Origin of the sequence: Bacillus sp. JJ1122, assembly GCF_036964885.1 — a bacterium.
Classification (GTDB): domain Bacteria; phylum Bacillota; class Bacilli; order Bacillales; family Cytobacillaceae; genus Mesobacillus.
This window is the reverse complement of record NZ_JBALQL010000020.1, coordinates 5,286-31,410: the sequence shown is the minus strand read 5'-3', so window position 1 is coordinate 31,410 and position 26,125 is coordinate 5,286. Positions and strand designations below refer to the sequence as shown.

The following is a 26,125-nucleotide window of genomic DNA, read 5'->3' as shown; positions in this document are numbered from 1 at the left end:
AATACCCACCCCCATTTCTTTTTGCTTTTTCAAGATAACTCCGTTTATTAAACAAGCAACTTCAAAAAAAGTAATTTAAAGACAATTCGATAATAGAGTTTTTAAAATATTTTCTCCAAAACCGTATAATTTTTCAATATACAATCGTTTATTTAGTATATTGACAGTAGGAGGAATTTTTTAATGAAATCAAATGATCACATTACTAAGGATATTGTTGATGAAACCAGGAAGGTAAGAAGTGAATTTTTTGATATAATCTCTGATTATTCAACCGATTTATGGAATTATTGTAAATATATCACCGGTTCCCCTTGGGATGGTGAAGATCTATATCAAGAAACGATTATAAAAGCATTCGGACTTCTCCCTCAACGGTGGAGTGAAATAACCGATAAAAAACATTACTTATTTAGGGTTGCAACAAACACCTGGATTGATCTGTGTAGAAAGCTAAAGCGAGAAGTAGGATTATTAGAAGAAATATCTGAAACGAAGGAAGATTTCTCGAGTCCACTATTATTGGAAGAAATTCTAATATCTTTGGATTCAATATTGACACCAAAACAAGTTGCGGCATTTCTTTTATTTAATATCTTCCAATTTAGTGCTGAAGAAGTAGCCGGTATCGTCAAAAGCACTCCAGGAGGGGTCTATGCTTCGGTACAACGTGCGAGAAGAAAAATAGCTTCTTTTGATTTTACTCAATCAAAATCTGCTTTGTCTAGCCATGAAACAAACGTCACGATTCAATCATACTTAAAAGCATTTAACAATGGAGATTTGGACGGTTTGTTAACATTATTTAGTGCTCAAGCACAAAATGAAGCCTATTTGGGTTTCCAAGAATTCTCTAAAGATGAGATGATTAAAGGCTCTCTAAGGTTTGGTCTGCCAGGTCACAGGGCTCAAGAAGTTATACTATGGAATAAACCAGTTATTATTGTGTTTGCTGATGGCGATCAAGGACCAGAAATTCACGATATACAAGTACAGGAGATTGAAAATGGAAAAATAGTAAGTCATAAAAGTTATTTCTTTAGAAAAGAATTAATTTTGGCCGCTGCTAAAGAGCTTGGAATAAAAGCACAGTTAAAAAAAGCACCGGTGGATTGGGCATAAGCTTTACGGGGTGACAATTGTTACCCTTTTTTATTTAATAATAAAAAAATGGCTGCCACCGCAACCCAATCTAAAAATCTTGCCCTCGTTATGGAACGAGCATCTATCCAAAATGGTGCAACTCGATCCTATTTTACTTTATAATGATTTCTAACAAGGGGGAGTTAGATGGAACAAGAAAATATTTTAACAAAATTAAGAAACTATGCAAGAAAACTAAAACAAAATTTATTCGTTCTTTATTTATCATACAAAGATAACAGAGTATCTTGGTACGCTAAATTAGTTGCTATTTGTGTAGTCGCTTATGCGTTTAGTCCTATCGATTTAATCCCTGACTTCATTCCTGTAATAGGTTATCTCGACGACCTAATTATTGTTCCGCTAGGCATTTCATTGGCATTAAAATTAATACCATCTTACATTATTGAGGAAAACAGAGAGAAGGCTGAAGAAATCAGGAAAAATGGTAAACCAAAAAACTGGTTTGTTGGCGTAATATTCATTCTGATTTGGATCTTACTTGCGTTTTGGGTAGGTAAATTAGTATACGGAATATATTATTTAAAATAGTATCCTTAGCGGATAAGTAGACATTCATGACTTCTATATTTTCAAAAAGAATTATTAGTGTTTTATCTGAAGCAAGTGTTATCTCAGGAAAAATGTATTCACTATCATAAGAGGCTGCTTTTAGAGTCAGTCTTCCACCGCAACCCAAAATCACCATTTAACTCCTCTGTTAATACATAAATGTTGCCACGATTGCTGCATAAAAAAAGGGACTTCCTTTTCCTGAAGGGAAGCTCCTGGATGTGTATCATTTGTTTTCATCTATCTAATTTTATTAATGAGCACTTCATATTGTGTATCTCCGTAACCTATTTGTGGAAAAAGATCAAACAGCCTTTGGATTAATTTCTTTGTAGATAAATCTTTATTTTTATTAATATATTTTACTACTGCATTATCTCCTTTTAGCATATCTAAATAGATATTTATTGCTTGATACATAACCGGGATTAGATCATTAGATGGTTTAGTATGATGGACTAAGACTTCTTTATATACCGAATCATAAGGACCTAATTTTAGCTCGGTTTGATTAACTTTAAATTCATCCTCCCTGAAGCTATTTAATAACACTTTTCCTTCATAGCCTGACTGTTCAAGATAGGAAAGTATAGTAAGCAGGTTCATTTGACAAAACATGTCTTCACCAAACCATAGGACTATACATTTATACTCTTTATGAAAAAGATTGGCTAAAGGAGCAATAACTTTTTCAATATACCCCTCTACTGGTTCATGATGACCAGCAGCTCGAACGATTGTAAACTCTTTATCAAATATTTGTTCAGTAGTTGCGTTCACACACATTGCCTCATTAAATGGGGCATAATCAGAATCTCCCATAAGTCTGTTATTTTTAAACTCCTCATACATAACTTGACCATTCAAAATATGCAGCACGTCTTTGTCAAACAACTCACTTCTATTATGTTGTAACTTTTCAACCTCGATTTTTCTAGAAATATTCATTTTATACGATTCCCCATTTTTATTAATAGTGAGTTTAACAACGGACTGAACAGGAAATTTGTTAACTTGATATTCTTTTGGATTGATGCCAAAAATATTTTTAAATGCTCTGCTATACGCTTCTTGTGAAGAATAATCATAATCAAATGCAACATCGATAATCTTTTTATTATTCGCCAAGTCTTCAGTTGATAAATACAATCTTCTAAGGAGAATATAACGCCTAATACTTATTCCGGTTACTTGGTGAAATTTAAAAGAACAATAATATGGAGAATACCCCATATAGTTAGATAGTTCATCCAAAGAAAATTTGTTTTTTAAATTAGCTTCAATCCAATCAATCATAAGCTGTATCTGTTCATTCATTCGTCTCACTCCTATTTTAAATAATAAGAGGTATTAATTTCTGTTTTTTGATATTTCTTGTGTTTATCTAAATTTAACCTTTACTAATCCACCAAGACGTTATCTTATTTAGTCTTTTTTCTCCGTCTCCATCATCTTCCGATCAAGAAGCTCAAGGATCATCTGCCAGGCTTCTTCATGCCCATTTTTCGACTCTTCATCTGGAAAGCCCTTATGGCTAAGATTTAAAAGAGTGCCGGTTTGGCGAGGTTCCAGCTCAATGGTTAAGACAGTTTCTGCACCCTTTGTGCCGCCAGCACCCGTTAACCAGGTAAGCTCAATCAGACGGTCCGGGTCTAAGCGAAGGAACCTGCCATAATGAGGGTGGCGCTGAGCTTCACTTTGCCCATCGGGTTTAAAGACGGTTTCAAAGAAAAAGGCCGTGTTGACCTCCGCCTTCATGATCAGCGTCCCCGGAGCTGCGAACCATTGATCAAAATTCTCTGTCCACGCTCTATAAAGCACATCAGGCGCGGTTTCCATTAAACGTTCAACCTGCAAATCATATGGCCTTGCAGAAAGGTCAGGTGTTGTAATAGGTTCCATAGGTTAATCCTCCAATTCATTTACTTGAAGAACATGGGGACGGTTCTTGCGTTCCTTTCTGGAACACGAGAACCGTCCCTGTGTTCTGCCGATTTATTCATTTGGGTAGGTTTGTTTTAAAAATGCAACGGATTGGTTAATTAATGCTTTTAATACTTCGGTATCAATGTCAGCTATCTTATTTATGTACACGCATGCTTTTCCGGTGGTATGCTTGCCAAAATCCTTTAGAAGCTGTTCTCGTTTCGTTTCACCCGTTGCAAAATACAGGCTGATCTTGGCCTTGCGAGGGGAGAAGGCAGCCAGAGGAGCATCACCTTCGTGACCCGATTCATACTTATAATGATAAGACCCAAATCCAATGATGCTCGGACCCCACATCTTCGCTTTATAGCCTGTCGTTTCCGTGAAAATATCCAATAATTTATAGGCATCCTCACGTTTTTTCGGATGATCGACCATCTCAATATACTCAAGCACACTACAGTCATTTTCCTTTGTTTTCAGCTCGTACATACATTGCTCCTTTCTTGAAGCAGAGGGACGTTTCTTTTGCTTCCAATTCTAATGGATCGACTCTTCTGTTTCCCTGACAATCAACCAGCTGCCTTCAATAAGCTGCCAGTTCTCGATGGTAAATAGCCTTGCCAATACTTCCTCATTTTTAACAACCAGCTGTTCATAAAAAACTACAGCATTATCAGGATTCCGCAGACGGATCACACGATTTTCGAATTTCTTCTCACAGCCTAAAAAGTGCCTGACGGATTGTTTCATGCCATCCACCGAATCCTGCTTATTGAAAATCATTGGCTTGTCCGTCATCCCATTGAAAAAAGCGACATAATAATCCTCCGCCATTCTCTCTACAGAAGAAGGATCGCCGGATTGCATTGCCTCATTCCAGTCCGCGACAAATCCATCATGCATAGTAGTGAACTCACTTAACAGATCTTTCAGTTCAATCATTTTTCAAAACCCCACTTTTATTTGATAAGGAAGTGAGTTCTAGGTTGATTAAAAGAATGTTTTCGATAATGGCGGAGGGGATTCCTTCATGTTCTAACTGGGATCCTTATTTTCAGCAATCCTCTTAAGCTCATTTGCCCTTGTTTGAATAAAATGGTACATGTATTTTTCCAAAAACAATTTATCAGCCAACACTCCAAGGGGGCCAAATGGAGATTTGTATTCAAAAGTATCGATCATCAAAGTGCCTGTTGTTTCTTCAATAAATTCATGCGTATGGGTAAAAGACTTGAACGCGCCTTTTACCATGACATCGATAAACTTATGCGGTTTATTCATGTAAATCACTTTTGCTGTGAGCGCCTGTTTAATCCCAAAGTGAACCGCTTCCCAGGTGACGGTATCGTCTGCTTCTAAAAGCCCCGTAGTCATTCCGCCCACTGCTTTTTCCTTTGTGTGTGAGGTTGTTTTCGTATGAATCTCTACATTTCTAGCAAGGTCGAAGCAGATGTCGATCGGAGCTTGTATATATTGCTCATGTCTAATGAAAGGCATTTGCATTCTCCTTTAAAAATAGGAATCATAACTCTTTTCTCTGCTGTTGCCCTAAAATCCTTTTTCACTTGTTTGGGAACTTATGTAAAAGGTCTTATTCAACACAAAGCATTACAGGGTAAAAGATTCCCCCATTAATTTTTACATTAATAGAAAAATAGATATTTTGCTTGAACAGTTTGTCCATTCATCAAGAAGAAAGGTGAATATATTGAAGTATCAAAGAGTAAAGGGGGGATGAACGTGGGAAAACTTACATCAGGGCCATTCTTCGTACCATTGTCTATTGATGGGACTGACGCGGGAGTAGTAGATTTCTTGTTAATAGGCTTTAAAAACCTTGCTGACGAAACATCAAATGTGACTGTAACAGTTACGGTTTGCCGGGATCCATTCTTGTATCCTGGTATTTCTCCAGAGGTACCAGTTCCAATTACGATTTCGACCGGGACCTTCACAGAATTGCCAGTCAGAATACCAGCAGGAAGCTGTACGGTAGTAAGAGTAAATGCTGGCGAAGATACTTTCGAAGGCAACAACATGCTCCGTGTAACGATAGAAGGCGATATAGAAGAAGATGGGGAAGAAGTAGTAGTAGCCTTATCCGGTTACACAGAAGATGGACGAACAGTCGTATCCATGGTGTTCAAGCATGATGAATTTATCGAAATGGGCGATTAAGAAACATGGGGACGGTTCTCTTGTTCCAACATTAAAAAGCTCGCCGAAAAAAGCGAGCTTTGGTTTTACCTATTCTGGTCCATTTTGTTGTTCTTTTTATCCGTAATCTCAATGTATTTAATTGTTTCTTTCTGGAGCTTTCGATAAGTGGCTGTAAGCACAGCTGCTCCGGCTGAAATCATTGATGCCAGCAACAGTTTCTTTTTCGTCTTATCCATGATCACCCTCCATTCTGTTAATGTTTATTTCCCTAATTTCACCTGTTTGAAAAGTGATTGTGTTGATTTTTTTACATAAAATGGCCTCTGCCATAATTCGTTCAAAACATTTCAACAGAATTGTGAAATCATTCACAAAAACCTCTATTTTCAAGATAAATTTGTTAAATTATAAGTGTAATAATAATAAATCATTTTTGGAGAGTGAAGATCATGGTTGCGAAATGGTTAAGGGAAAACAACATTGCTGCTGGCCTATTGACTGTATTAAGGGTTTGGCTTGGATATAACTGGATGCATGCTGGATGGGGCAAGCTGACTGGCGGGGGATTCGACGCTACTGGATTCTTGAAAAATGCGGTGGCCAATCCGGTGAAAGGTCCAGACGGTAACATGGTGTATAGCTGGTACGTATCTTTCCTTGAGAACTTTGCTTTGCCAAACATTGATCTTTTCAACTTCATTGTTCCAGTTGGCGAATTTCTGATTGGGCTTGGCTTGATTCTTGGCTGCTTAACAACTGCCGCCATGTTCTTCGGCTTAGTGATGAATTTCAGTTTCTTCCTTGCCGGAACAGTATCTCACAACCCAACTGACATCTTCTTAGGATTCATCATCCTGTTCGCTGGCTACAACGCTGGCCGCTATGGCTTAGACCGTTGGGTAGTGCCATTCCTTCGTAAAAATGTTTTCAAACGAGCAGGAGAACTGGCGCATAAAGCTGCATAACCAAAGTTAAATTCCCCTTTTATATAGACGGCTGCCAAGAGATCTCGGCAGCTGTTTTTTTTTTGAGCGGAAGCACGGGGACGTATCTTGTGCTTCTATTTGAGTTGGAAGCATGGGGACGTATCTTATGCTTACATTTTGTCATACATCCATACTTTTACGCTGAATAAAACTCATTAAAAGAAGCAAAGGGTACGTCCCCATATCCATCAAAAGTGAAACAAGAGAAGCGTACCCATGTTCTTTAAAATTAACAAAAAAATACTGATTTGGAACTTTCCGAAATATCAAACGTATTAAAGAACTGGGGGTGTAGAAATGGGGAAAATAATTAGCTTTATTATCACCTTGATCATAATAGGGATTATTAATATTGGGATTACTGTTGTAACTGAAATTAGTTTTATTGACGCATCTGCTTTTGTCGGTTTAGTAAGCACTGTAGCCATATATTTATTTACGTCTTCAGGCGGTTTTACAAGCCGGAACTTGGATATGCAAGTTCAAGCTCAAACAGGTTTTAAAATTAATCAATCTGACATAAAGTTTTCTCCTTCATATTCTTTTTTTGCTTCAATCATTTATTTAGTAGGTGCAATAATCGCAACGTTTATTATGTATAAAGAATATTTTATATGATAAACAATATAAGTTTAGAGCTAATCCATATAGGAATTTGTTAGTACTTAGAATTCATTATGTATCACAAGCATTTAACGGAAGAACGTTGGATTACTTAGTTAATATGTAAACGGCACTTTGCAAATAAGATTCTTGAGAAAGGAGATGAAGCAAGGGGACGTATCTCATGCTTCTATTTTCTGATACATATTTTTACGCTGAACAAAACTCATTAAAAGAAGCAAAGGGTACGTCCCTTTGCTTCTTCAAAAGGGAACACGAGAACCGTCCCCATGTTCCTGGAGGAGTTTTGGTTACCTGAATCGAATTAGAATAGGATGGGGGTGTGGGTTATGAAGAGGATTGAGAAGGCTTGGATTAAGCTTAAAGAGAATATTGATTCTGAGGACTATGAGTTGATTCAGCAGCTTCAGGAGCGGTGTTTGGAACATGACAAGACCGCGCTAAAAGTGGAGCTGGATTATAAGCTTGGTGTTGCTGGTGCACGGAGCGGTGTGCAGAGTATTAATGAGTTCATGTGCTTTGACGGAGAGCGGCTGATTGGCTACATCGGGATTTGCAGCTTTGGCGGCCCTTGGGAAGTGAATGGCATGGTCGATCCGGAATACAGGAGGCAGGGCGTTTTTACAAAGCTGTTTGAACTCGTCCTGGCAGAAGCTAAACGGAAAGAAACAAAAGGGATGCTGTTATTAAGCGACCGACTGTCGGATTCAGGACAGAAATTCATCGCTGCAACTGGTGCACGGTATAACCATTCGGAATATGAAATGTATCTGAAAGGGGAGACGATCCAGCAGCAGCCAGGCCTCTCGTTTCGGAAAGCAACCAATGCGGACGCAAAGGAAATTGCGCGCCAGAACGTGATTTATTTTAACGATGAGCGAGAAGCAGAGGTAAAACCTGAGGACATGATCATGCCTGAAGAGGAAGAAAAGCGGGGGATGACGTGTTATCTTGTTGAAAAAGACGAAGAAATCATCGGGAAAGTGAACCTGCAGCTGACCTCAAAGCTTGGTGCCATTTTCGGTCTCGGCGTCTTGCCGGAGCACCGCCGCAAAGGTTATGGAAGATCTCTTCTCTTGATGGCGATTGAAAAGCTGAAGGAAGCAAACGCAAAGGACATCATGCTGCAGGTAGCGGCAGAAAACAAAAATGCCCTCAATCTCTACAAGTCCTGCGGCTTTGAAGAAACGTCTACGATGGATTATTACTTTTTGCAGAGTGAAGTAGTAATGGAAGCTTAATAGTGTTCTTTGAAAAAAAGCGTACAGAACTCACTCTGTACGCTTTTTCATTGGTTGGGTGGCTTATCGGGATTAACCCTATTATTTCTTCTGGGACTGGTAACATTATGTATAGAAAACGTCATTGACCGATGGGAATCAACATGTTACTATAAGGTCACATATTAAATGTTACTTTTTGGTCACATGTTATATAAGGAAGCAAAAACCTTAATGAAAGGGTTCGTTGTATGGAGGAAGGACTTTCAATCGTATTTAAAGCATTAGGAAACCCAATCAGAAGGCAGATTCTCGATATTCTAAAGAAATCACCTAGAACGACGGGCGAGCTTAATGATTTTTTTCCCGATGTCAGCAGGTACGCCATTATGAAGCATTTAAAGAGCTTAGAAGAAGGGAATTTGGTGGTGGTCCGGCGTGAGGGTAAATACAGGCGGAACTATCTTAACGCTATACCCCTTCAGGAAATGCATGACCGCTGGGTAGGAAAATATATGCAAACAACTGCAAGCTCACTGTTAAACTTGCGGTCAGCCGCAGAACAAAAAGGAGGAAAAGAAGAAATGACAAAAGCTGATCACTTTCAAATTGAACAGGAATTACTCATTGATGCCCCTCGTGAAGAAGTATTCAAAGCGTTAACGGAAAGAGTGGAGGATTGGTGGGAATTCCGCTTGGCTCCAAAAAACGTGACCTCTCATTTCACCTTTGAACCAGTACCAGGAGGACGTTTCATTGAAAAATGGGGTGAATATAAAGGTGCAGTCTGGGGCAATGTCTACTATGTGAACGCTCCAGAAGAAATCCGTCTCCACGGCCACCTTGGAATGCAAGGAGCAGTGAACAGTGCCTATACGTATCGTCTTCTTGAGAAAGAAGGGAAAACCTTGCTCCAGCTTTCTCATACTGCTTCAGGAATCCTCCAGGAAAATTGGGAAGAGGACCACAGAAATGGCTGGCAACATCTTCTCGGTACATTATTGAAAAATTATGTTGAAAATAAATAAGTCGGTTTATTTGTGCAGGAGGAAGCTAGGATGGTAGATGTTTTAACTGAAATTGAGATTAAGCGTCCGGTCAATGTGGTATCTGAATATGCCATGAATCCAGATCATGCACCAGATTGGTATGTAAATATTCATTCAGCAGAGTGGAAGACCTCAAGACCAATTACGATCGGTTCCCAAATTGCGTTTAATGCGAAATTCCTGGGGAGAGAACTCGCTTATATTTATGAAATCATGGAATATGATCCAGGAAAGAAGCTCGTTATGAAAACGGCCCAAGGTCCATTCCCGATGGAGACCACGTATACATTTGAATCATTAGGCGAGGAGCTCACACGTATGACCTTAAGGAACACAGGGAGTCCAACTGGATTCTCTAAAGTATTCTCACCTTTTATGTCGACCATGATGAGAAAAGCAAATATGAAAGATTTGAAAAAAATCAAAAGCATTCTGGAAGGGTAAGAAGCATGGGGACGTATCTTGTGCTTCCGATTTATTAATAAATCAATACAATTTCCGTTGATTTAAATACTAATCAAAAGAAGCAAAGGGTCCCTTTGCTCCTATCTCTTTGTCATAAGTGGTCTGTCCTGTAAATATAGTTCTAGATCGGAGCTGTTACCTTTTATAATATCCTCCGCAATGATTTTCGCGAGCATTTGGCTGTATACAGTGCCGTTGTCGCCAAACGCCAAGAGGAAATAGCTGTTCGGATATTCGTCATAAATCCCAATAATCGGGAGGCCGTCCGCCGTCCCACCGTAAAAAGCGGCTAAAGCATACTCCGGTTCAAATTTGATAGAAGGGAACATCTTGTTAAACTCTTCGACCAGCTTATCTCTCTTATGGATCAGTTTACTGTCCCGGTCTTCGGGATAATTGGTATTGTCGTCAAGTCCGCCAATAATGATCCGGTTATCTGCAGTTGTCCGTAAATATAAATAGGGTCTGGCAGTTTCCCATAAAAGCGTGCGATTGTACCAGGATGATAGGTCGTCCACAGGCTTTGACGTTATGGTATACGTACTGACAAAAGAAACGAGCTTTTCCTTTCTGATGTCTATTCCCTCATAGCCTGCAGCAAAAATAACACGGCCTGCATAGATGGAGTGGCCGCCTTTAGTAGAAATGATCATCCGTTTTGTTTCTGAATCATAATGATGACCATTCATTTCGGTGTGTTCAAACACCTGGATCCCTTTGCTTGCTGCATGGTCCATTAGCGCATGAGTAAACTTGAAAGGATTCAGCTCGGCATCATCATAAGAATAGATGGCCGCATCTCTGCTGAAAGGATACTTCTGCTCAATCTCTTCTTTTAGTAGAAAATCCACGTTCAAGCCTTGTTGCTTTAAATAGTCATATTCTTTTTTTAGCTTATCGATATCCTCACTGCAGCTTGCAGAATACAGCGAATCTCTTCGGAAAAATTCACTAGGGATAGCAACCGTCTTGGATGCTGCTTCTATTTCATTGATCGCTTCCTGCAGCAGCTGTAAATGCCTTGAAATATACTCTTTTCCAAAGGAGTTAATCAGGTTCGTGAACATTTTTTCCCCGGAATACTGAATGAGCGCCGTATTCGTACTCGTGCTGCCGCTCCCAATCTTCCCTTTCTCAATGACAGCCACTTTCAGCCCAGAGTCCGCAAGATAATAAGCACATTGCGAAGCCGAACTGCCTCCTCCAACAATTAAAACTTCACATTCAAGATCCCCCTCTAACCTAGGATAGGAGGGAGGAGAAAGGAATGTAGCAGGCCAATAATACGTACCAGACATAATATCCATGTGTTTCCCCCTAATTATCAAAAAGAATAGTGATATTATTTCCTTTCTTTAAAATGGCATTCAGGGGTTTGAAGAAAGGGGACGTTTCTAGTGCTTCCATTTTTGAAGAATTTTACTCCAAATCAAAAAGGTTAACATTGCTCTTAATGCAAACCACTGATTCATATTTCTGACCGGCATAAAAATGGCAGAGCCCACTTTACAAAAATGATAAACAGTTAAGGATAAAAATGTTATTTGTACGAATACTACCATTTGTAAAAACATGGTCGTAACGCTTTTTAAAGTGATGAGCCTGGAAAAAGGAGAGATTGTAATGGCAAAGAAAAGATTTGCGGCGGTCCTAGTTATGACCATGATGGTCATGTCAATCGCTACTACTGGATTAGCAGCGGACAACCAGGGAGCGAAAAAGGACATTGTCGATACGGCAGTCGAAGCAGGCAATTTCAAAATTTTAGCGGCTGCTTTGCAAAAGGCTGGCTTAGTGGAAACGCTGAAAGGAGAAGGGCCATTCACCGTATTCGCCCCGACAGATGAGGCATTCAACATGCTTCTGAAGGATTTGGGCATCACGGCTGATGAATTGTTAGCAAGAAAGGACCTTAAGGACATCCTGCTCTATCACGTTCTTCCGGGCAAGGTGATGTCAACGGACCTGAAAGATGGCATGCAGGCAGAAACACTCGCCAAGAAAAACGTCACCATTTCACTCAATCCTGTTAAAGTAAATGATGCGAAAGTTGTAACCCCTGACATAGCAGCCTCAAACGGCGTGGTCCATGTCATTGACAAAGTATTGCTGCCAAAATAAAAACGATACATGGGGACGGTTCTCATGTTCCATTCTGAAACGCGAGAACCGTCCCCATGTTCCCTACTTCTATTACTTCTATGGAATTGAAGTGATGTTCAAAATTGAGCCTGTTAATTCATTCTCTCCTAATGCTTGTACCTCTAGATGGTCCTGTAAATGCCCTGGAATCTTCCATGTTAATGAGAACTTATTATCCCCATCATCTTTTATGTCATAGCCAATGAGCTTTCTTTCATACCATTGCTGAATTCCGGTTGGAATAATCCAAAATAAGACTGTTTCCGTGTTCTTTGCTTCAACATAGATTGTAATCTCGTCTGTACCTTGAGGGACAGAAACCCAATTGTCAATTTCGGGAATGCTTGTATAAAATTTTTCGATTTTAGGCGACGGCGGAATATATTCAAGCTGGCCCTTAACAGGAACATTCATTGCTAGGCTCATAACCAGTAATGTTTTTAAAAACATGAAAACCACCTCAGAACTAGCATCTCCATATATAACTAGGTTATGAAGGAAACATAGGGTTCTGGTGTCATTTCTAGAGCAAAAGCGTGAACGTGAGAACCGTCCCCATGTTCCTGTTTTATAATTCTTTGGTCATGAAAAGACTATTAGGGTCTTCTGCATAGTCTCCAAAAGGAGGGCAGTAGTGGAAGCCGTATTTTTCATAGAGCTTCCTTGCGGGTGTGAATGCGTCCATTGAGCCAGTTTCGAGGCTAAGTCTCGAATAGCCGCGCCGCTCGGCTTCTTTGATGATGTGTTCGAGCATTCTTTGTGCGACGCCTTTTCGGAGGTGGGAAGACGCCGTCCTCATCGATTTGAGTTCACCATGGTGGCGGTCAAGCTCCTTCAAGGCTCCGCAGCCCATCAGCTGTTCTCCGTCCCATGCTGTCCAGAAAGTAATTTCGGGTCTTTTCAGTTTCTCGAGACCGAGGGCATGAATGCTCTTCGGCGGTGAGTGGAGCGTCATCCCATGCAGGTGTTCGTTGATCAGGGAAATGACTTCAGGTTTTGTAAGGTCATCAATCTTAATATCCATATGATTCTCCGTTTCGTATCGATTATGTTGAACCAGTAAATTATCAATATCATAACCTTTTTATTGGAAGGTAGACAATGAGTTTTTGGATGAGTTTCTGCATGAAAAGGTAATCTTCAAGGAAAGGTTGTTAGTAGTCTTTTCAGGCATGATCGCCATTCATGCGCAAATGCTGTTTTGTGATGATGAGTTCCATTACAATTGAAGTGGGTGTTCCTTTTGTCAACATCATGGGGGAATGGGGCACAGGGATGTTTCTTGTTTTTCCATTTAAACCTGATAAATTATTAAGAGAAGCAAAGGGTACGTCCCTTTGCTCCGGCTCGAAGGAGGAAAGGAAATGAACAATCCTGTTGTCATTGTTGGTGCTGGTTTGAGTGGCCTTCGGGCTGCGTCTCTACTTAGTGCACAGGGTATTAAATGTATGGTTCTGGAAGCTAGAGATAGGATTGGCGGTAGGGTCTTGAGTACTTCCGAGCCAGACAGACCTGACCTTGGCAAATTTGATCTTGGGCCGACATGGTTCTGGCCACAGTATGAGAGGACTATTACCAATCTTGTTAAAGAATTGAATTTAGGAACTTTCGTTCAGTACAACAAAGGGGCAATGCTTTCAGAACGATCCGCAAACGCAGCACCCGAGCGTTATGTAATGCCAGAAAATGCTGTTGAAAAATCGTTTCGTATCATAGGAGGTGTTCAGTCCCTAATTGATGCTGTAGCAAATACGATTCCCTCAGGGATAGTTGAGCTAAAAACACGAGTTACAGCCATTCGTCTGGATGAAGCCGGTGCCATCACGGTTGAAGCAGACCTTGCTGATGGAATGAGAAAAATAATTTCGGCCAATGCTGTTATCCTAGCACTGCCGCCTCGAATTGTGGCGCGTCATATTGAATTCTCTCCTTCTCTCCCTCCTAATATTATGACTGATCTTGTAAGTAAACCTACATGGATGGCAGGACAGGCCAAGGCAGTTGCAATTTATGATCGTCCCTTTTGGAGGGAATCAGGACTCTCTGGATTCGCTACGAGCTGGGTAGGACCCTTACAAGAAATCCATGATGCTTCTCCGGAATCAGGATCTGGTGCCTTATTTGGTTTCTTCGGAATGCCAGCAAAAACGCGGCAAGAACTGGGGGAGAGCAAAATTTCAAATTTGATCATTGATCAATTGGTTAGGCTCTTTGGAACCTCCGCCCGAAACGTAAGAGCTATCCTATACAAAGACTGGTCCAGAGATTCCGAAACAGCTGTTGAGGAAGACCTGGAACCGCTAAGAGATTTTCCGAGTTATGGACAACCACCCAAAGCAGGGATATGGGAAAAGAAAATCATTTTTGCTGGTACAGAGACTAATTCACAATATGGTGGACACCTTGAAGGTGCACTCTTGTCCGCTGAACAGGCAGTTTTTAAAATCACTAATTTCAATGATTAGCACGGGGACGTACCTTGTGCTTCTTTTGTTGTCTAAAAAAGAAGCAAAGGAAACGTCCCTCATGTAAGTTTTACCGTAAACAACAGAGGGAAGGGATATAAATAGAATCATATGGCGAAATTCGGAGGTGAAAGTGATGGGGTGGCTTTACAGCAAGGCAATGGAGGCATTTAAGAAAGATGCTGAGCGTGAGAAAGCAGACTATCAGCCAGTGAAAAAGAATAATAGCAAAACCAGGTAATGATCTCTTGGTCCGTATTTTCAAAAAAATTCATCTATCTTTTATCAGCTGCCATTTAGGCAGCTTTTTTCAATTATGAGTGCTAGCCGAAGTTAGTGAAAAAAAGAAGGGCTTCATCTGTTTTTATAGAAACTAAATGAGAAGGAGGGGATGAAAATGTCAGAAATAAAATTAAAGAATAAGACTGTTAAAGAGCTTGATGAGATTAAGTTAGTCGGTTTTCGAGTTTTGTGTCCTGGTGACCAATATATTGTTGAAATACCCAAAGCTTCATTACGATTAAGCGAACGGATTGGAGAAATAAAGCAGGTTACGAATCCTTTACAGCAATATGGAGCATTTACAGTAAAAACTGAATGTGCGAATGAAGATGGTTATTGGGTTGGTGTGGAAGTGAACGAGTACGAAGATATCCCAACTGGCATGGTGTCATTGACAGTCCCATCCCAAAAATACGCTGTCATTAGACATACAGGGCCAAATGATAAAATTGTAGAATCCTATAATGAATTACATAAATGGATTGATGAGAACAAATTTGTAAGGCTAAAAAATAAATGGCATTTAGAAAAGTTTTATAATTGGACTGACCCCTCAAACGTAGATGTAGAATTGTTTGATACCATAAGTAAATAACCGAAGCACGGGGACGTTCCTTGTGCTTCCGTTTTGTTTTTTTGGATCAATCCTTTTCGGCTTACCTTGATAGATTATGAATAGAAGCAAAGGGAACGTCCCTTTGCTTCTCCATGCTTCTATAATGATCCGAATTTTGTGGCGGATATAGCGCCGGCTTCATTGGCAAATTGAGTATATTCGGTTAATTGAGCTTCGTTGGCAGGGATCCCCTTGTCATTGAAGCAGGATAGTAGGGCGGCCATAAAAGCGTCGCCTGCACCAGTTGTATCTACCGTTTTAACAGGAATTCCGGGAACCTGGACCATAAGATTTTGATGAACGGCACACGCTCCGTCCATTCCTTTTGTGATAAAAAGGAATGGGATCTCTAGTTTCGCTATCTGCTCCAAGCCTTGTTCAAGGGTTGCTGTTTCCGTTAAAAATAGCAATTCATCTTCAGCCATTTTTACGATATCCGATTTTCTAACATAGGATAAAATTGTTTCTCTGCACTGGTTCTCGTTTTCCCACCGTTTCAGCCGGATATTCGTATCAAAGGCTATTCTTAAATTTGCTTCGTTGGCATATCGAAGAGCCTGATCGGTGGTTTTTCTGGCGACGGGGTGGAATAGAGTGCCGGAGCCAAAATAAAAGATCTTGCTATTCATAAACGGCTTTTTATCAAGCTCATCCGCGGTGATCCATTCATCAGGAGTTTCGTTTACATACGAATGGAAATACCGTTCGCCTAGCTGATTTAAGTGAATATAAACCGAGCAGATTCTTTTATTTTGATGATAGGAACAAAAGGAAAGATCCACATTTTCATTCATTAATCTTTCCGCTACAAACCTACTTGTATCATCCTTCCCCAATCTGCATAAATAATAGGAAGGAATGCCACGTCTCCTGACTCCCACTGCCACATTAACAGTAGCCCCGCCTAATAATCGCTGATACTGTGTATTGGATGGATCTGCTGCAATAAAGTCTACTATTGCTTCCCCAAGTGATGTAATCCCCTGCTTTTTCAATATGGCGCACCTTCCATCAAATATCTATTTTACAAATATATTAACAGCCATTTTAGTAGTTTGGGAAGCATGGGGACGTTTCTTTTGCTTCCGGTAATTCCAAGCTTAAGTCTATAAAATGAAGCATCGGGTACGTCCCTTTGCTTCACGAAAAAAAGCACCGTGAGCGAACGTTTGCTTCACGGAAAAAGGCACTGGGAGCGTCCCTTTGCTTCAAGTCGAAGAACATTGTTTTTTTTGCCCCCTACTGTATAATTATTCCTTGTGATACTGCATTTATTTACCTATTTATCGTAATAAAGCATAGATACAAAGGAGGTTCGAAATGAATAACTCTATGATTATTCAATTTAAAAACGTAACGAAACAATACGATAACGACCCGCCTGTTCTGGATGATGTCAGCTTTGAGATCGAGCGCGGGAAATTCTATACACTTCTGGGGCCTTCGGGCTGTGGTAAAACTACGATTCTCCGATTAATCGCTGGTTTTACGGAAGCGACTTCAGGTGACATCCTATTTAATGATAAAAGAATCAATGATCTGCCTGCCAACAAGCGCCAGGTGAACACGGTGTTCCAGGATTACGCCTTGTTCCCTCATTTAAATGTATTTGAAAATGTCGCGTTCGGTCTGCGCATCAAGAAGATGAAGAATGCCGATATTGAAGCGAAGGTAAAAGAAGCGCTTCAGTTCGTGAACCTGTCAGGCTATGAAACTAGGGAAATCCGTGAGATGTCGGGCGGCCAGCGCCAGCGTGTCGCGATTGCACGGGCGATCGTCAACGAGCCTGAAGTCATCCTGCTTGATGAACCATTATCGGCACTCGACCTGAAGCTGCGTACCGAGATGCAGTATGAACTACGCGAGCTGCAGCGCCGTCTTGGCATCACGTTCATTTTCGTCACGCATGATCAGGAGGAAGCACTGGCGATGTCGGATGAGATTTTCGTCATCAACAAAGGGAAAATCATGCAGAGCGGCAGCCCGACGGATATTTATGATGAGCCGATCAATCGTTTTGTCGCGGACTTTATCGGAGAATCCAATATCGTTAAAGGAACCATGATCAAAGACCATCTCGTTGAATTCACGGGCAAGCGTTTCGAGTGTGTCGACAAGGGCTTGAACCCGAATGAGCCGGTTGAAATCGTCATTCGTCCTGAGGATCTTGAAATCACAACGGTCGAGAACGGCAAGCTTCAGGTAAAAGTTGATTCACAGCTGTTCCGTGGCGTTCACTATGAGTTGAGCTGCTATGACGAGGAAGGCAATGAGTGGCTCGTCCATTCCACGAAAAAAGCAGGAGTTGGCGACCAGATTGGTCTTTATTTTGACCCGGAGGCGATTCACGTCATGCGCCTTGGCGAAACGGAAGAGGAATTCGATGCCCGCTTAGAAGCATATGAGGACGGAGAAGTGAAATGAACAGCAGCAGAATGACACGTTCGTGGTATTTGCTTCCTTACACGCTCTGGATGGTTTTCTTCGTCATTGCGCCGATTGTGCTCGTCGTCTACTATTCTTTCCTGAATATCGACGGTCAATTTTCGCTCGTAAACTACCAGAAATTCTTCACGCCGGTCTATTTAAAAATGACCCTGAGCTCGTTCTGGTACGCATTTTTGATTACATTTTTCTCATTCCTGGTTGCCTATCCAACCGCCTATCTTTTAACAAAAACGAAGCACAAGCAGCTTTGGCTCTTGCTGATCATCGTTCCATCCTGGATCAACCTTTTGTTAAAAGCGTACGCCTTCCTTGGCATCTTTGGAACGTATGGCGTCAGCAATCAATTGCTGGAGGCAATCGGGATTGGCACGCAGCAAATCCTGTTCACCGATTTCAGCTTTATTTTTGTATCGGTTTATATCTTTATCCCATTCATGATTTTGCCGATTTTCAACTCATTGAATGAAATGAATCCGACCCTGATCGACGCCGCGAATGATTTAGGTGCGTCAAAATGGACGACGTTTACCCGCGTTATTTTTCCGCTGACGATCGAAGGGGTAAAATCAGGCATCCAGGTTACGTTCATTCCGGCATTGTCCCTGTTCATGCTGACGCGTCTGATCGCCGGAAACCGGGTGATCACGCTTGGCACAGCGATTGAGCAGCATTTCCTCGTCACGCAGGACTGGGGAATGGGCGCGACCATTGCGGTATTCTTAATTATCATCATGTTCGCCATCATGGCAGTAACAGGCAACCGAAAGAGAGGTGTGTAAGGTGGAGAGAAAAACGTCCAAGCTAGCCAGTGTATTTTTACTCATCGTTTTCTTCATTCTATATGCACCGATTTTTTTCCTGATCTTCTATTCGTTCAACAGCGGAGGAACGATGTACAATTTCGAAAGCTTCACGCTTGATTGGTACAAGGAATTGTTCTCGGATGTGCGCTTGTTCATCATCGTGTTGAATACACTGGTCGTTGCGCTGCTGTCCGCGCTTTTTGCGACCATTATCGGTGTCATTGGTGCCCTTGGCATCCATGCGGTAAAAAGACAATCGACCCGCAACACATTGCTTTCATTAAATAATGTGCTGATTGTTAGTCCGGACGTTATCATCGGGGCATCGTTCCTGATTTTGTTCACGATTTCCGGCTACAAGCTCGGCTTCTATTCGGTATTGCTATCCCATATTGCTTTTAGCGTACCGATCGTCGTCCTGATGGTGCTCCCGAAATTATCGGAAATGAGCTCCTCACTTGTCGATGCGGCAAGAGACTTAGGGGCCAGCAGCTGGGATGTACTGACGAAGGTCATCCTGCCGTTCATCTCACCAGGCATCATGGCCGGGTTCTTCATGGCCCTGACCTACTCGCTGGACGATTTTGCCGTGACATTCTTTGTAACAGGCAACGGCTTCAGCACATTGTCAGTCGAAATTTACTCCCTGGCACGCCGCGGAGTTTCATTGAACATTAACGCCTTATCGGCATTGTTATTCTTATTCACGATTATCCTTGTCGTGGTCTACTACTTTATCACGCAGCGCCAGAAGCTGAACGCAGTGGGGGTGAAGAAATGAAGCAATTAGTGCGAGTATTCATCGCCATTGCGCTTGTTTCAGTTTTGCTGCTGGTGGCCATTTCGAAACTGAATGACACCCAGGGATACTCAGGCGACAATACTTTGACCATCTATAACTGGGGCGATTACATCGATCCGGACCTGATCAAACGCTTTGAAAAAGAAACCGGCATCAGCGTCGTATACGAAACATTTGATTCAAACGAAGCAATGATGACAAAGGTCAAGCAGGGCGGAACATCCTACGATATCGCTGTCCCTTCCGAATATATGATTGAAAAAATGAGGGAAGAGGACCTGCTGATCCCGATTGACCAGTCGAAGTTGCCAAACCTGAAAAACATTGACGAGCGCTTCATGGACCTGCCATTCGATCCAGGCAATAAATACTCGATTCCTTATTTCTGGGGAACGGTTGGGATCGTCTACAATCCTGAAATGCTGGACGGGAGGGAATTCAAGAACTGGAATGATCTCTGGGATCCAAAGCTGAAAAATGAAATCCTCCTAGTCGATGGTGCCCGTGAAGTCATGGGGATGGGGCTGAACAGCCTTGGCTATTCATTGAACGACACAAACAAAGAACACTTGCGAGAAGCTAAGAAGAAATTAGATAGTCTCACTCCAAATATTAAAGCAATCGTCGGCGATGAAATCAAAATCCTGCTTGCCAACGAAGAAGCACCAATCGGACTCGTCTGGTCCGGCGACGCGGCTGATATTATGTCCGAGAACGAAAACCTGGATTACGTTGTACCAAGTGAAGGGTCCAACCTTTGGTTTGATAACATGGTTATTCCGAAGACAGCTAAGAACATCGAGGGAGCACATAAATTCATTAACTTCATGCTCGATGCTGAAGTCGCCGCCCAGAATACTGAGTGGGTGAGCTATTCCACGCCGAATAAAGCTGCGCTGGAGTTTATGCCGGAAGAAATGGTGGAGGATGAAAGATTCTACCCATCAGCAGACCTGACCGAGAAACTCGAGGTTTACGAGAATCTAGGGCAAGCCAACCTTGCTTATTATAATGAACTGTTTTTAGAGTTTAAAATGCACAGGAAGTGAGCTAGTGGAAGCACAGGGACGTTTCTCGTGCTTCCGTACAGTCCATCCATAATTTGTCGCTGAATTAAAATAAATAGACGAAGCACAGGGTACGTCCCCGTGCTTCGTCTATTTATTAGTCTTTGTCTGCGATTTCTTTTCTATTAGGAGCGAGTGGTGGTTGTTCTAACCATTCGTTTTTTTTCATGATATCAAACCAATTTTTTGTTACCATTAAATTTTTTAAAATGATGCTTTCATATGTTGTGATCAGGTCTGTCCGCATGGAAGATGCCAAGCCAGTGCCGTGGTAAACTTGAGCAGCCTGGAACAAGAAGCCAGTATGATACAACATTAGCTTATCTGAAAAAGGAGAGTCCGTTGAAGTTGTAACTTCTGTCTCCCATGATCGTGGGACGGGCAGATTGTCATCGTGCAAGATTTTCGCAAGAGTTTGTATTTGTTCATCTGACGTTTTTTCAGACTCTGTCAGAAACTTTCTTACTACTTCGGAATGAGCAACTTGACTGAATGCAATCGAAAGAGTTTTAGCCATAATGCTCTTTTTAATGTTAAATGAAATACTAATCATCTCTGTGGCCGATAAGTTTCTGCCTTTTCCAAAAAATCCGTCTATAAAATCTTTACTAACAATAAATTCTGGACCCTCAGAAGGATAAAATAAGGGGTCTCTCTGAAAACTCCCTTTCTCCAGTAAGAGTTCAATTGTCTTGTGGTACATTCTTTTCCCGTCGTTATCGCATGAATCATAAAACTCCCTCAAGTCTTTTCTGACAGAAACTCCAAAGGCAGTGATATGGCCCGTCAAACCATGCAATGTCATAATATGAAGGTAATTCAAGCAAAAAATATCAGAGAATAGTCTTTCTGTACCTTTATGTAGGTCGGCTTCACTGAATCCTATTGGAACTGGAAAACCTTCATTCTCTATAAATGTAACCAGTTGTTTCTTTTGGCGTTCGAAAGTCTTAATCGCATCATCAAAAATCGCTTTAATAGCCTCATCCTCAATAATGGAGTACATATATCTATTTACAGTATCGACCATTGTCCCGTTTACATACTCTCCCCATAATGAACCAATCTCTGAGGAAGTAAGCTTTAATTTTTCCTTATCCATGTCTTCACCTCGAAAGTATTGTTTCCATATTTAGAATAAATATGAACATGTTCAGGTCGTTTTGAGAAGAAGTTTGGGAAGTTTTCTTGTGCTAGACTCTTGTCCACTCCAATTTTTAAATGGTGAATAAAATAGTGAGAGCATCTTATTTTCAATAAAACAGGGAGGTAAGAGGATGGAAAAGCAAAAAACAAACCAAACTTACTCAAACCGAGTATTAAGGGCAGAGTTTGATGATAATTGGAAGACAACGATTACCCAAACCGGCTATGTAAAATATACAGCACTTGAAAACAGGGCAAGAGTAGATCTTATACTTTCTGATGGTTCAACCAGAGCCGCCTTGTTCCCCAAAAACGGATACGTACTAGTAGGCAGCGGTGGAACGAGCCACTTCAGTAAACCGCATTTAGTTATCACTTAGAAGCATGGGGACGTTTCTCATGCTTCCAAGCTGTGTGAGAGCAATACCTTTTTGCTGAACAAAAGCTTATGAAAAAGGAGCAAAGGGTACGTCTAAGTAGTTCAGTTTTAACAAACAAAAGGAATTTTAACGGGGTTATCTTTTGAGGTGCAAACATTGCTAATCACATCATATTTTTTGTTCCTAATATCAATGAAATTCTAAATGGAATTCTTTGAGTAAATAACATCAATAAACGCAAAGAAGGGATAGCTTAATGACTATCCCTTAAATTCTCTATCGACTCCCTATAAAATTTGTTGTCTGTTTTTATTGAGTGTCTTCGTCGCTTTTGTACTCCAAAATATCACCTGGCTGACAATCCAAAGTCTTACATATCGCTTCTAATGTTGAAAAACGCACCGCTTTGGCTTTCCCATTTTTCAGAATGGAGAGATTTGCCATAGTAATCCCAACCCGCTCCGAAAGCTCCGTTACGCTCATTTTTCGTTTTGCTAACATCACATCAATATTAATAATAATTGCCATATCCTCCACCTCAAATCGTTAAAGCATTTTCTGATTTTATGTTAATTGCTTCTTGTAGAAGCCGTTGGAGGATAGCAGCAAAAACGGCGATAACCAACGAGGCAAAAATGATGATGAGTCCCATTATTCCAATAGGAGGGTCTACTTTCTTCGCTATAAAATGAAAGAGTGGCAAACCTAATACATACAAACCACTGATAGTAATCGCACAGCACTTTATATTCTTTAACGCCTTTACAGATAATTCCGAGAACGCTGTCTTTTCGTCAATGTACCGTAAAAGGTTGAAAGCCTGATAGAGAGCAAAGTAAAAAGGCAGAGCCGCTCCATACATCACGATGAAAACGAGATACTTCATATAAGCAATATCTGGATACAATTCTCCAGCAAAATTCCCGAACTTAGGCACTAAAAATATGCACAATGCAAGAGTTGCAATTCCCATAAGAATAACCGCTAATTTTAAAAACAATGTGGATGCATTTTTCATTTATAATACCTCTTTTTTATTTTTTATCTAGGAAATTTTTTAATGGCTTTTGAAGTACGTCCATAATGGCAGCGATGATACTTGTTGCCAAAATGCCCATTAGACTTAGTGAAATTGGACCTGCTGCATCGTCGCCTGTAACTTTAGCAAGCACCATTAAGCTTACTATTCCGAACAGAATGAGGAAAATGACTGTAAAAGCACATTTTTTTATAACCTTTAAAGATTTAAGTGATAACTCGGAGAAAGAATTGTTCCTTTCGATATAGGTTAGTAGTTTAAATGCTTGGTACAACGCTACAGAAAACGTAATACAGAAACCATACGCACATACTAAAAAGGGAATTAGGAAATAAGCCGTATCTGGATGTACCTTTGCATCTTTAATAGCTATCTCAGGTAACCAAAAGATACACAAAGCAAACACCGCAATTCCAATCAGAAAAATAATTATCTTTAAGAAAGTGGTTGAACCCTGTTTAACACTCATTTAAAGCACCTCATTGATTTAATGATAAAATGACTATAACATGATATTTATCGTTTTTCAATAAACTAATATCGTTTTTTATTATATTATTATTGTTATTGATATATCCTTTTTTAAAAGTTCGTGTGTTTTTTAATTGTTTGTACTCCAAAAGTGAACCACTTAGGGTACGTCCCTTTGCTCCATTTTTGGCCTAATGATTAGAATCTTCTTTAAAGATCAGGACATCCTATTGGTAGGAGGGATTGGCTTGAAATTGCGTGCAGTTTTCATTCTACTTTTCATCAGTTTTCAATTTTCAATGACCGTCAGTGCAGAAACCCCGCTCACTGCTGCATTTATCCGTGACCACCAGCTTTGGATTAAAAGGGGAGAACAGGAAACGCAAATCACTAAAAATCGCTATGTGCATTCTCCGAAATGGTCCTATGACGGTCGGTTCATCGCCTATATTGATGGGGATGAAAAAGGAGAAAAATCGGATTTATTCATTTATGATACGAAGGAGAAAGACAGCTACCAGCCTTATATTAGGGTGGAAACATCCGACTTTAAATGGTCCCCGGTGAAAAAACAATTAGCCTATAAGGACGGCGGAATACTGAACGTGACAAAAATGAAGAACGGGCGGCCGCATGGTTTTGAGAATGTCTCACTAGGTGTGAGTGGATTCGAATGGTTCCCGAATGGAAAGGAATTCATCGTTTCCTCGCAATCAGCCTTACGTCCAACGGGATGGGGGCCGATCCCGCTTTATAAAATTCCCGTCGATGCCAATCTCGCGTCAGAAAAAATGCAGCATTTTTATACTATTCAAACGAGTGAAAAGGATTTATTTGCGATTGATGCCGACGACTTTAAGTGGAGCCACGATGGCAAGTGGGTCAGTTTTATCGCATATCCTACAGCCTCCTGGTCGATGGACAGCAATACATTATGTGTCCTTTCGAATAAAGGCGAACAATTTCAGGCAGTCGGAAAAATGCTCGGGTACAAAGAATGGGTGAAGTGGGCTCCAACATCCAACCAGCTGGCCTATATATCAGGCGAAGGACGATTCTTTGTCGAAAACAAGAAAACCAAAATCGCTGACATCCCGATTTTTAAGGAACAAAAGGAATACACACCCAAGGGTTTTGTAGACCTTGGTTTGGAGTGGTATTCGCAGGATCAAGTAATCGTCGCCCGTGCAAAAGAAAACAAGGAATGGACAGAAGGACCTGTTCCCACCATGTTTACTGCGCTTTATGAAATCAATATTAAAACGGGTGAGCAAAAGCAAATCACTTTTCCGGTTGTGAATGAACTGGATGAGGATCCGCAGGTGGTTGGACAACATCTTTCCTGGATTCGGAGAAATGTGAATGATAGGCAAAGCGATGTGTGGGTGAAGGAAGAGTTGAGCGGCCGGGAGTATAGATGGATAAAGAACGTTGAATCTGCTCCGGTCTTTTTCTAGGGGACGTATCTTGTGCTTCCAATTGGAAGCACAAGATACGTCCCCCTTGCTCAAGCGTCCCTCTGCTTCATGCTATAATATAACTACAAAAATTCGGAAGATGGGGTCCAGGCATGAAGAAGAAATTAATCCTTATGGGTATTGGTTTTATTGTTATTGCTCTTTTATTCGCGGGTTTATTTAAAATTACGAAACTACGAACCTTTCAATTTTTTGGAGGCTTGACGTACCAGGTAGAAACGCAAGACAAAGTCATTGCTTTGACGTTCGATGACGGTCCTACTGAGAACGTGGATCAGCTTCTGCCTTTGCTGGACCAGTATAAGGCGAAAGCAACTTTTTTCCTGATCGGCAAGGATATTGAAAAACATCCTGAAGAAGCTGTGAAATTGGTGGAAGCAGGGCACCAGATCGGAAACCACACCTATTCACACGAAAGAATGGTGCTGAAATCTTCTTCTTTTATTCAAGAGGAAATTGAAAAGACGGATGAATTGATTCGGAAATCAGGGTATAAGGGCGAAATCGACTTTCGGCCTCCTTATGGAAAAAAACTAATAGGATTGCCGTATTATTTAGCTAAGCACAACCGAGAAACCATAATGTGGACACTGGAACCGGAAACGTATTACGCAAATGCTGAGGATAAAGTAAAAAATGTACTGGATAACATTAAACCCGGATCGATTATCTTGCTGCATCCCATGTATGATCAAACGGATGGGACAATCCAGGTGATTGAAGAAATTTTACAGGAACTGACGAAGGAAGGATATGCCTTCGTGACCGTGGATGAACTTCAGGAATATGATTCGGGCATCTAAAAATGAGATTCAATAGGTGCGATTCTTCTTTTAC

32 protein-coding genes are annotated in these 26,125 nt (G+C 40.9%); 18 read left to right on the top strand and 14 right to left on the bottom strand.

Going from position 1 to position 26,125, the window contains the following annotated elements; all coding sequences use genetic code 11:
• Positions 1-183: 183 nt before the first annotated feature.
• Together V7201_RS11710 and V7201_RS11705 are read left to right on the top strand one after the other, a co-directional pair.
• Complete coding sequence (locus V7201_RS11710; RefSeq protein ID WP_335376918.1) at positions 184-1,122, top strand: RNA polymerase sigma factor; 939 nt, start codon at positions 184-186, stop codon at positions 1,120-1,122.
• A gap of 168 nt (positions 1,123-1,290) precedes the next feature.
• Entirely contained in the window at positions 1,291-1,695 is a 405-nt protein-coding gene (locus tag V7201_RS11705) for a YkvA family protein (protein ID WP_335376917.1), read from the top strand.
• Between the two features lie 261 nt (positions 1,696-1,956).
• Here the strand turns inward: V7201_RS11705 and V7201_RS11700 are convergent, their stop codons facing one another.
• The 5 genes from V7201_RS11700 to V7201_RS11680 form a co-directional block, all read right to left on the bottom strand.
• Positions 1,957-3,033, bottom strand: a complete 1,077-nt coding sequence (locus tag V7201_RS11700) for a helix-turn-helix transcriptional regulator (protein ID WP_335376916.1) — start codon at positions 3,031-3,033, stop codon at positions 1,957-1,959.
• A 108-nt stretch (positions 3,034-3,141) separates the two neighbouring features.
• The gene (locus tag V7201_RS11695; protein ID WP_335376915.1) at positions 3,142-3,618 is read right to left on the bottom strand and encodes an SRPBCC family protein; all 477 of its coding nucleotides are present in this window, start codon (positions 3,616-3,618) and stop codon (positions 3,142-3,144) included.
• 93 nt (positions 3,619-3,711) lie between these two features.
• Positions 3,712-4,134, bottom strand: coding sequence for a DUF1801 domain-containing protein (locus V7201_RS11690; RefSeq protein ID WP_335376914.1), 423 nt, complete (start codon positions 4,132-4,134; stop codon positions 3,712-3,714).
• 48 nt (positions 4,135-4,182) lie between these two features.
• A complete protein-coding gene (locus V7201_RS11685; RefSeq protein ID WP_335376913.1) occupies positions 4,183-4,587 on the bottom strand; it encodes a hypothetical protein in 405 nt (134 codons plus the stop codon).
• 93 nt (positions 4,588-4,680) lie between these two features.
• Positions 4,681-5,142, bottom strand: a complete 462-nt coding sequence (locus V7201_RS11680; protein ID WP_335376912.1) for an SRPBCC family protein — start codon at positions 5,140-5,142, stop codon at positions 4,681-4,683.
• Between the two features lie 243 nt (positions 5,143-5,385).
• On the opposite strand from V7201_RS11680, the gene V7201_RS11675 reads away from it, so the two are divergent.
• Positions 5,386-5,823, top strand: coding sequence for a hypothetical protein (locus V7201_RS11675; protein WP_335376911.1), 438 nt, complete (start codon positions 5,386-5,388; stop codon positions 5,821-5,823).
• A 65-nt stretch (positions 5,824-5,888) separates the two neighbouring features.
• Here the strand turns inward: V7201_RS11675 and V7201_RS11670 are convergent, their stop codons facing one another.
• The gene (locus tag V7201_RS11670; protein WP_335376910.1) at positions 5,889-6,041 is read right to left on the bottom strand and encodes a hypothetical protein; all 153 of its coding nucleotides are present in this window, start codon (positions 6,039-6,041) and stop codon (positions 5,889-5,891) included.
• Between the two features lie 213 nt (positions 6,042-6,254).
• Here V7201_RS11670 and V7201_RS11665 point away from each other — a divergent pair, with 213 nt between their 5' ends.
• The 5 genes from V7201_RS11665 (at position 6,255) to V7201_RS11645 (ending at position 10,128) form a co-directional block, all read left to right on the top strand.
• Complete coding sequence (locus V7201_RS11665; protein ID WP_335376909.1) at positions 6,255-6,770, top strand: DoxX family protein; 516 nt, start codon at positions 6,255-6,257, stop codon at positions 6,768-6,770.
• Positions 6,771-7,088: 318 nt separating this feature from the next.
• On the top strand, positions 7,089-7,409 hold the full coding sequence (locus V7201_RS11660) for a hypothetical protein (RefSeq protein WP_335376908.1): 321 nt from the start codon (positions 7,089-7,091) through the stop codon (positions 7,407-7,409).
• Positions 7,410-7,744: 335 nt separating this feature from the next.
• A complete protein-coding gene (locus tag V7201_RS11655) occupies positions 7,745-8,656 on the top strand; it encodes a GNAT family N-acetyltransferase (protein ID WP_335376907.1) in 912 nt (303 codons plus the stop codon).
• A 230-nt stretch (positions 8,657-8,886) separates the two neighbouring features.
• Positions 8,887-9,663: an SRPBCC domain-containing protein gene (locus tag V7201_RS11650; RefSeq protein ID WP_335376906.1), complete on the top strand. Its 777-nt coding sequence runs from the start codon at positions 8,887-8,889 to the stop codon at positions 9,661-9,663.
• A gap of 30 nt (positions 9,664-9,693) precedes the next feature.
• The gene (locus V7201_RS11645) at positions 9,694-10,128 is read left to right on the top strand and encodes an SRPBCC family protein (RefSeq protein ID WP_335376905.1); all 435 of its coding nucleotides are present in this window, start codon (positions 9,694-9,696) and stop codon (positions 10,126-10,128) included.
• Positions 10,129-10,229: 101 nt separating this feature from the next.
• On the opposite strand, the gene V7201_RS11640 is transcribed toward V7201_RS11645, so the two are convergent.
• Positions 10,230-11,456 (bottom strand): NAD(P)/FAD-dependent oxidoreductase, encoded by a 1,227-nt coding sequence (locus V7201_RS11640; protein WP_335376904.1) that lies wholly within the window; start codon positions 11,454-11,456, stop codon positions 10,230-10,232.
• A gap of 316 nt (positions 11,457-11,772) precedes the next feature.
• Between V7201_RS11640 and V7201_RS11635 the strand changes: the two genes are divergently transcribed.
• Positions 11,773-12,270, top strand: a complete 498-nt coding sequence (locus V7201_RS11635) for a fasciclin domain-containing protein (RefSeq protein ID WP_335376903.1) — start codon at positions 11,773-11,775, stop codon at positions 12,268-12,270.
• Positions 12,271-12,348: 78 nt separating this feature from the next.
• On the opposite strand, the gene V7201_RS11630 is transcribed toward V7201_RS11635, so the two are convergent.
• Both V7201_RS11630 and V7201_RS11625 read right to left on the bottom strand, forming a co-directional pair.
• The gene (locus V7201_RS11630; RefSeq protein WP_335376902.1) at positions 12,349-12,741 is read right to left on the bottom strand and encodes a hypothetical protein; all 393 of its coding nucleotides are present in this window, start codon (positions 12,739-12,741) and stop codon (positions 12,349-12,351) included.
• A gap of 118 nt (positions 12,742-12,859) precedes the next feature.
• Positions 12,860-13,315, bottom strand: a complete 456-nt coding sequence (locus V7201_RS11625; protein ID WP_335376901.1) for a GNAT family N-acetyltransferase — start codon at positions 13,313-13,315, stop codon at positions 12,860-12,862.
• Positions 13,316-13,655: 340 nt separating this feature from the next.
• Here V7201_RS11625 and V7201_RS11620 point away from each other — a divergent pair, with 340 nt between their 5' ends.
• Positions 13,656-14,756, top strand: coding sequence for a flavin monoamine oxidase family protein (locus tag V7201_RS11620; RefSeq protein WP_335376900.1), 1,101 nt, complete (start codon positions 13,656-13,658; stop codon positions 14,754-14,756).
• Between the two features lie 397 nt (positions 14,757-15,153).
• Positions 15,154-15,633, top strand: coding sequence for a GyrI-like domain-containing protein (locus tag V7201_RS11615; RefSeq protein WP_335376899.1), 480 nt, complete (start codon positions 15,154-15,156; stop codon positions 15,631-15,633).
• A gap of 119 nt (positions 15,634-15,752) precedes the next feature.
• Here V7201_RS11615 and V7201_RS11610 read toward each other — a convergent pair whose 3' ends face one another.
• Positions 15,753-16,649, bottom strand: coding sequence for a carbohydrate kinase family protein (locus tag V7201_RS11610; protein ID WP_335376898.1), 897 nt, complete (start codon positions 16,647-16,649; stop codon positions 15,753-15,755).
• Positions 16,650-16,974: 325 nt separating this feature from the next.
• On the opposite strand from V7201_RS11610, the gene V7201_RS11605 reads away from it, so the two are divergent.
• The 4 genes from V7201_RS11605 to V7201_RS11590 are packed head-to-tail and all read left to right on the top strand — an operon-like array spanning position 16,975 to position 20,756.
• A complete protein-coding gene (locus V7201_RS11605) occupies positions 16,975-18,078 on the top strand; it encodes an ABC transporter ATP-binding protein (RefSeq protein WP_335376897.1) in 1,104 nt (367 codons plus the stop codon).
• A complete protein-coding gene (locus tag V7201_RS11600) occupies positions 18,075-18,881 on the top strand; it encodes an ABC transporter permease (protein WP_335376896.1) in 807 nt (268 codons plus the stop codon). Before V7201_RS11605 ends, V7201_RS11600 begins: the two co-directional genes overlap by 4 nt.
• Before the next feature lies 1 nt (position 18,882).
• Entirely contained in the window at positions 18,883-19,686 is an 804-nt protein-coding gene (locus tag V7201_RS11595; RefSeq protein WP_335376895.1) for an ABC transporter permease, read from the top strand.
• Positions 19,683-20,756 (top strand): ABC transporter substrate-binding protein, encoded by a 1,074-nt coding sequence (locus V7201_RS11590; protein WP_335376894.1) that lies wholly within the window; start codon positions 19,683-19,685, stop codon positions 20,754-20,756. Before V7201_RS11595 ends, V7201_RS11590 begins: the two co-directional genes overlap by 4 nt.
• 115 nt (positions 20,757-20,871) lie before the next feature.
• Here V7201_RS11590 and V7201_RS11585 read toward each other — a convergent pair whose 3' ends face one another.
• Complete coding sequence (locus tag V7201_RS11585; protein ID WP_335376893.1) at positions 20,872-21,876, bottom strand: DUF3231 family protein; 1,005 nt, start codon at positions 21,874-21,876, stop codon at positions 20,872-20,874.
• 175 nt (positions 21,877-22,051) lie between these two features.
• Here V7201_RS11585 and V7201_RS11580 point away from each other — a divergent pair, with 175 nt between their 5' ends.
• On the top strand, positions 22,052-22,300 hold the full coding sequence (locus tag V7201_RS11580) for a hypothetical protein (protein ID WP_335376892.1): 249 nt from the start codon (positions 22,052-22,054) through the stop codon (positions 22,298-22,300).
• A 309-nt stretch (positions 22,301-22,609) separates the two neighbouring features.
• On the opposite strand, the gene V7201_RS11575 is transcribed toward V7201_RS11580, so the two are convergent.
• From V7201_RS11575 to V7201_RS11565, 3 genes are read right to left on the bottom strand one after another with little or no spacing between them, the layout of a single operon-like run.
• On the bottom strand, positions 22,610-22,828 hold the full coding sequence (locus V7201_RS11575) for a helix-turn-helix domain-containing protein (protein ID WP_004434885.1): 219 nt from the start codon (positions 22,826-22,828) through the stop codon (positions 22,610-22,612).
• A gap of 10 nt (positions 22,829-22,838) precedes the next feature.
• Entirely contained in the window at positions 22,839-23,318 is a 480-nt protein-coding gene (locus tag V7201_RS11570) for a DUF2975 domain-containing protein (RefSeq protein WP_335376891.1), read from the bottom strand.
• 16 nt (positions 23,319-23,334) lie between these two features.
• Positions 23,335-23,808 (bottom strand): DUF2975 domain-containing protein, encoded by a 474-nt coding sequence (locus V7201_RS11565; protein ID WP_335376890.1) that lies wholly within the window; start codon positions 23,806-23,808, stop codon positions 23,335-23,337.
• A gap of 406 nt (positions 23,809-24,214) precedes the next feature.
• Here V7201_RS11565 and V7201_RS11560 point away from each other — a divergent pair, with 406 nt between their 5' ends.
• Together V7201_RS11560 and V7201_RS11555 are read left to right on the top strand one after the other, a co-directional pair.
• Complete coding sequence (locus V7201_RS11560) at positions 24,215-25,267, top strand: translocation protein TolB (protein ID WP_438825045.1); 1,053 nt, start codon at positions 24,215-24,217, stop codon at positions 25,265-25,267.
• A 113-nt stretch (positions 25,268-25,380) separates the two neighbouring features.
• Complete coding sequence (locus V7201_RS11555) at positions 25,381-26,091, top strand: polysaccharide deacetylase family protein (RefSeq protein WP_335376889.1); 711 nt, start codon at positions 25,381-25,383, stop codon at positions 26,089-26,091.
• The last annotated feature ends 34 nt before the right edge of the window (positions 26,092-26,125 follow it).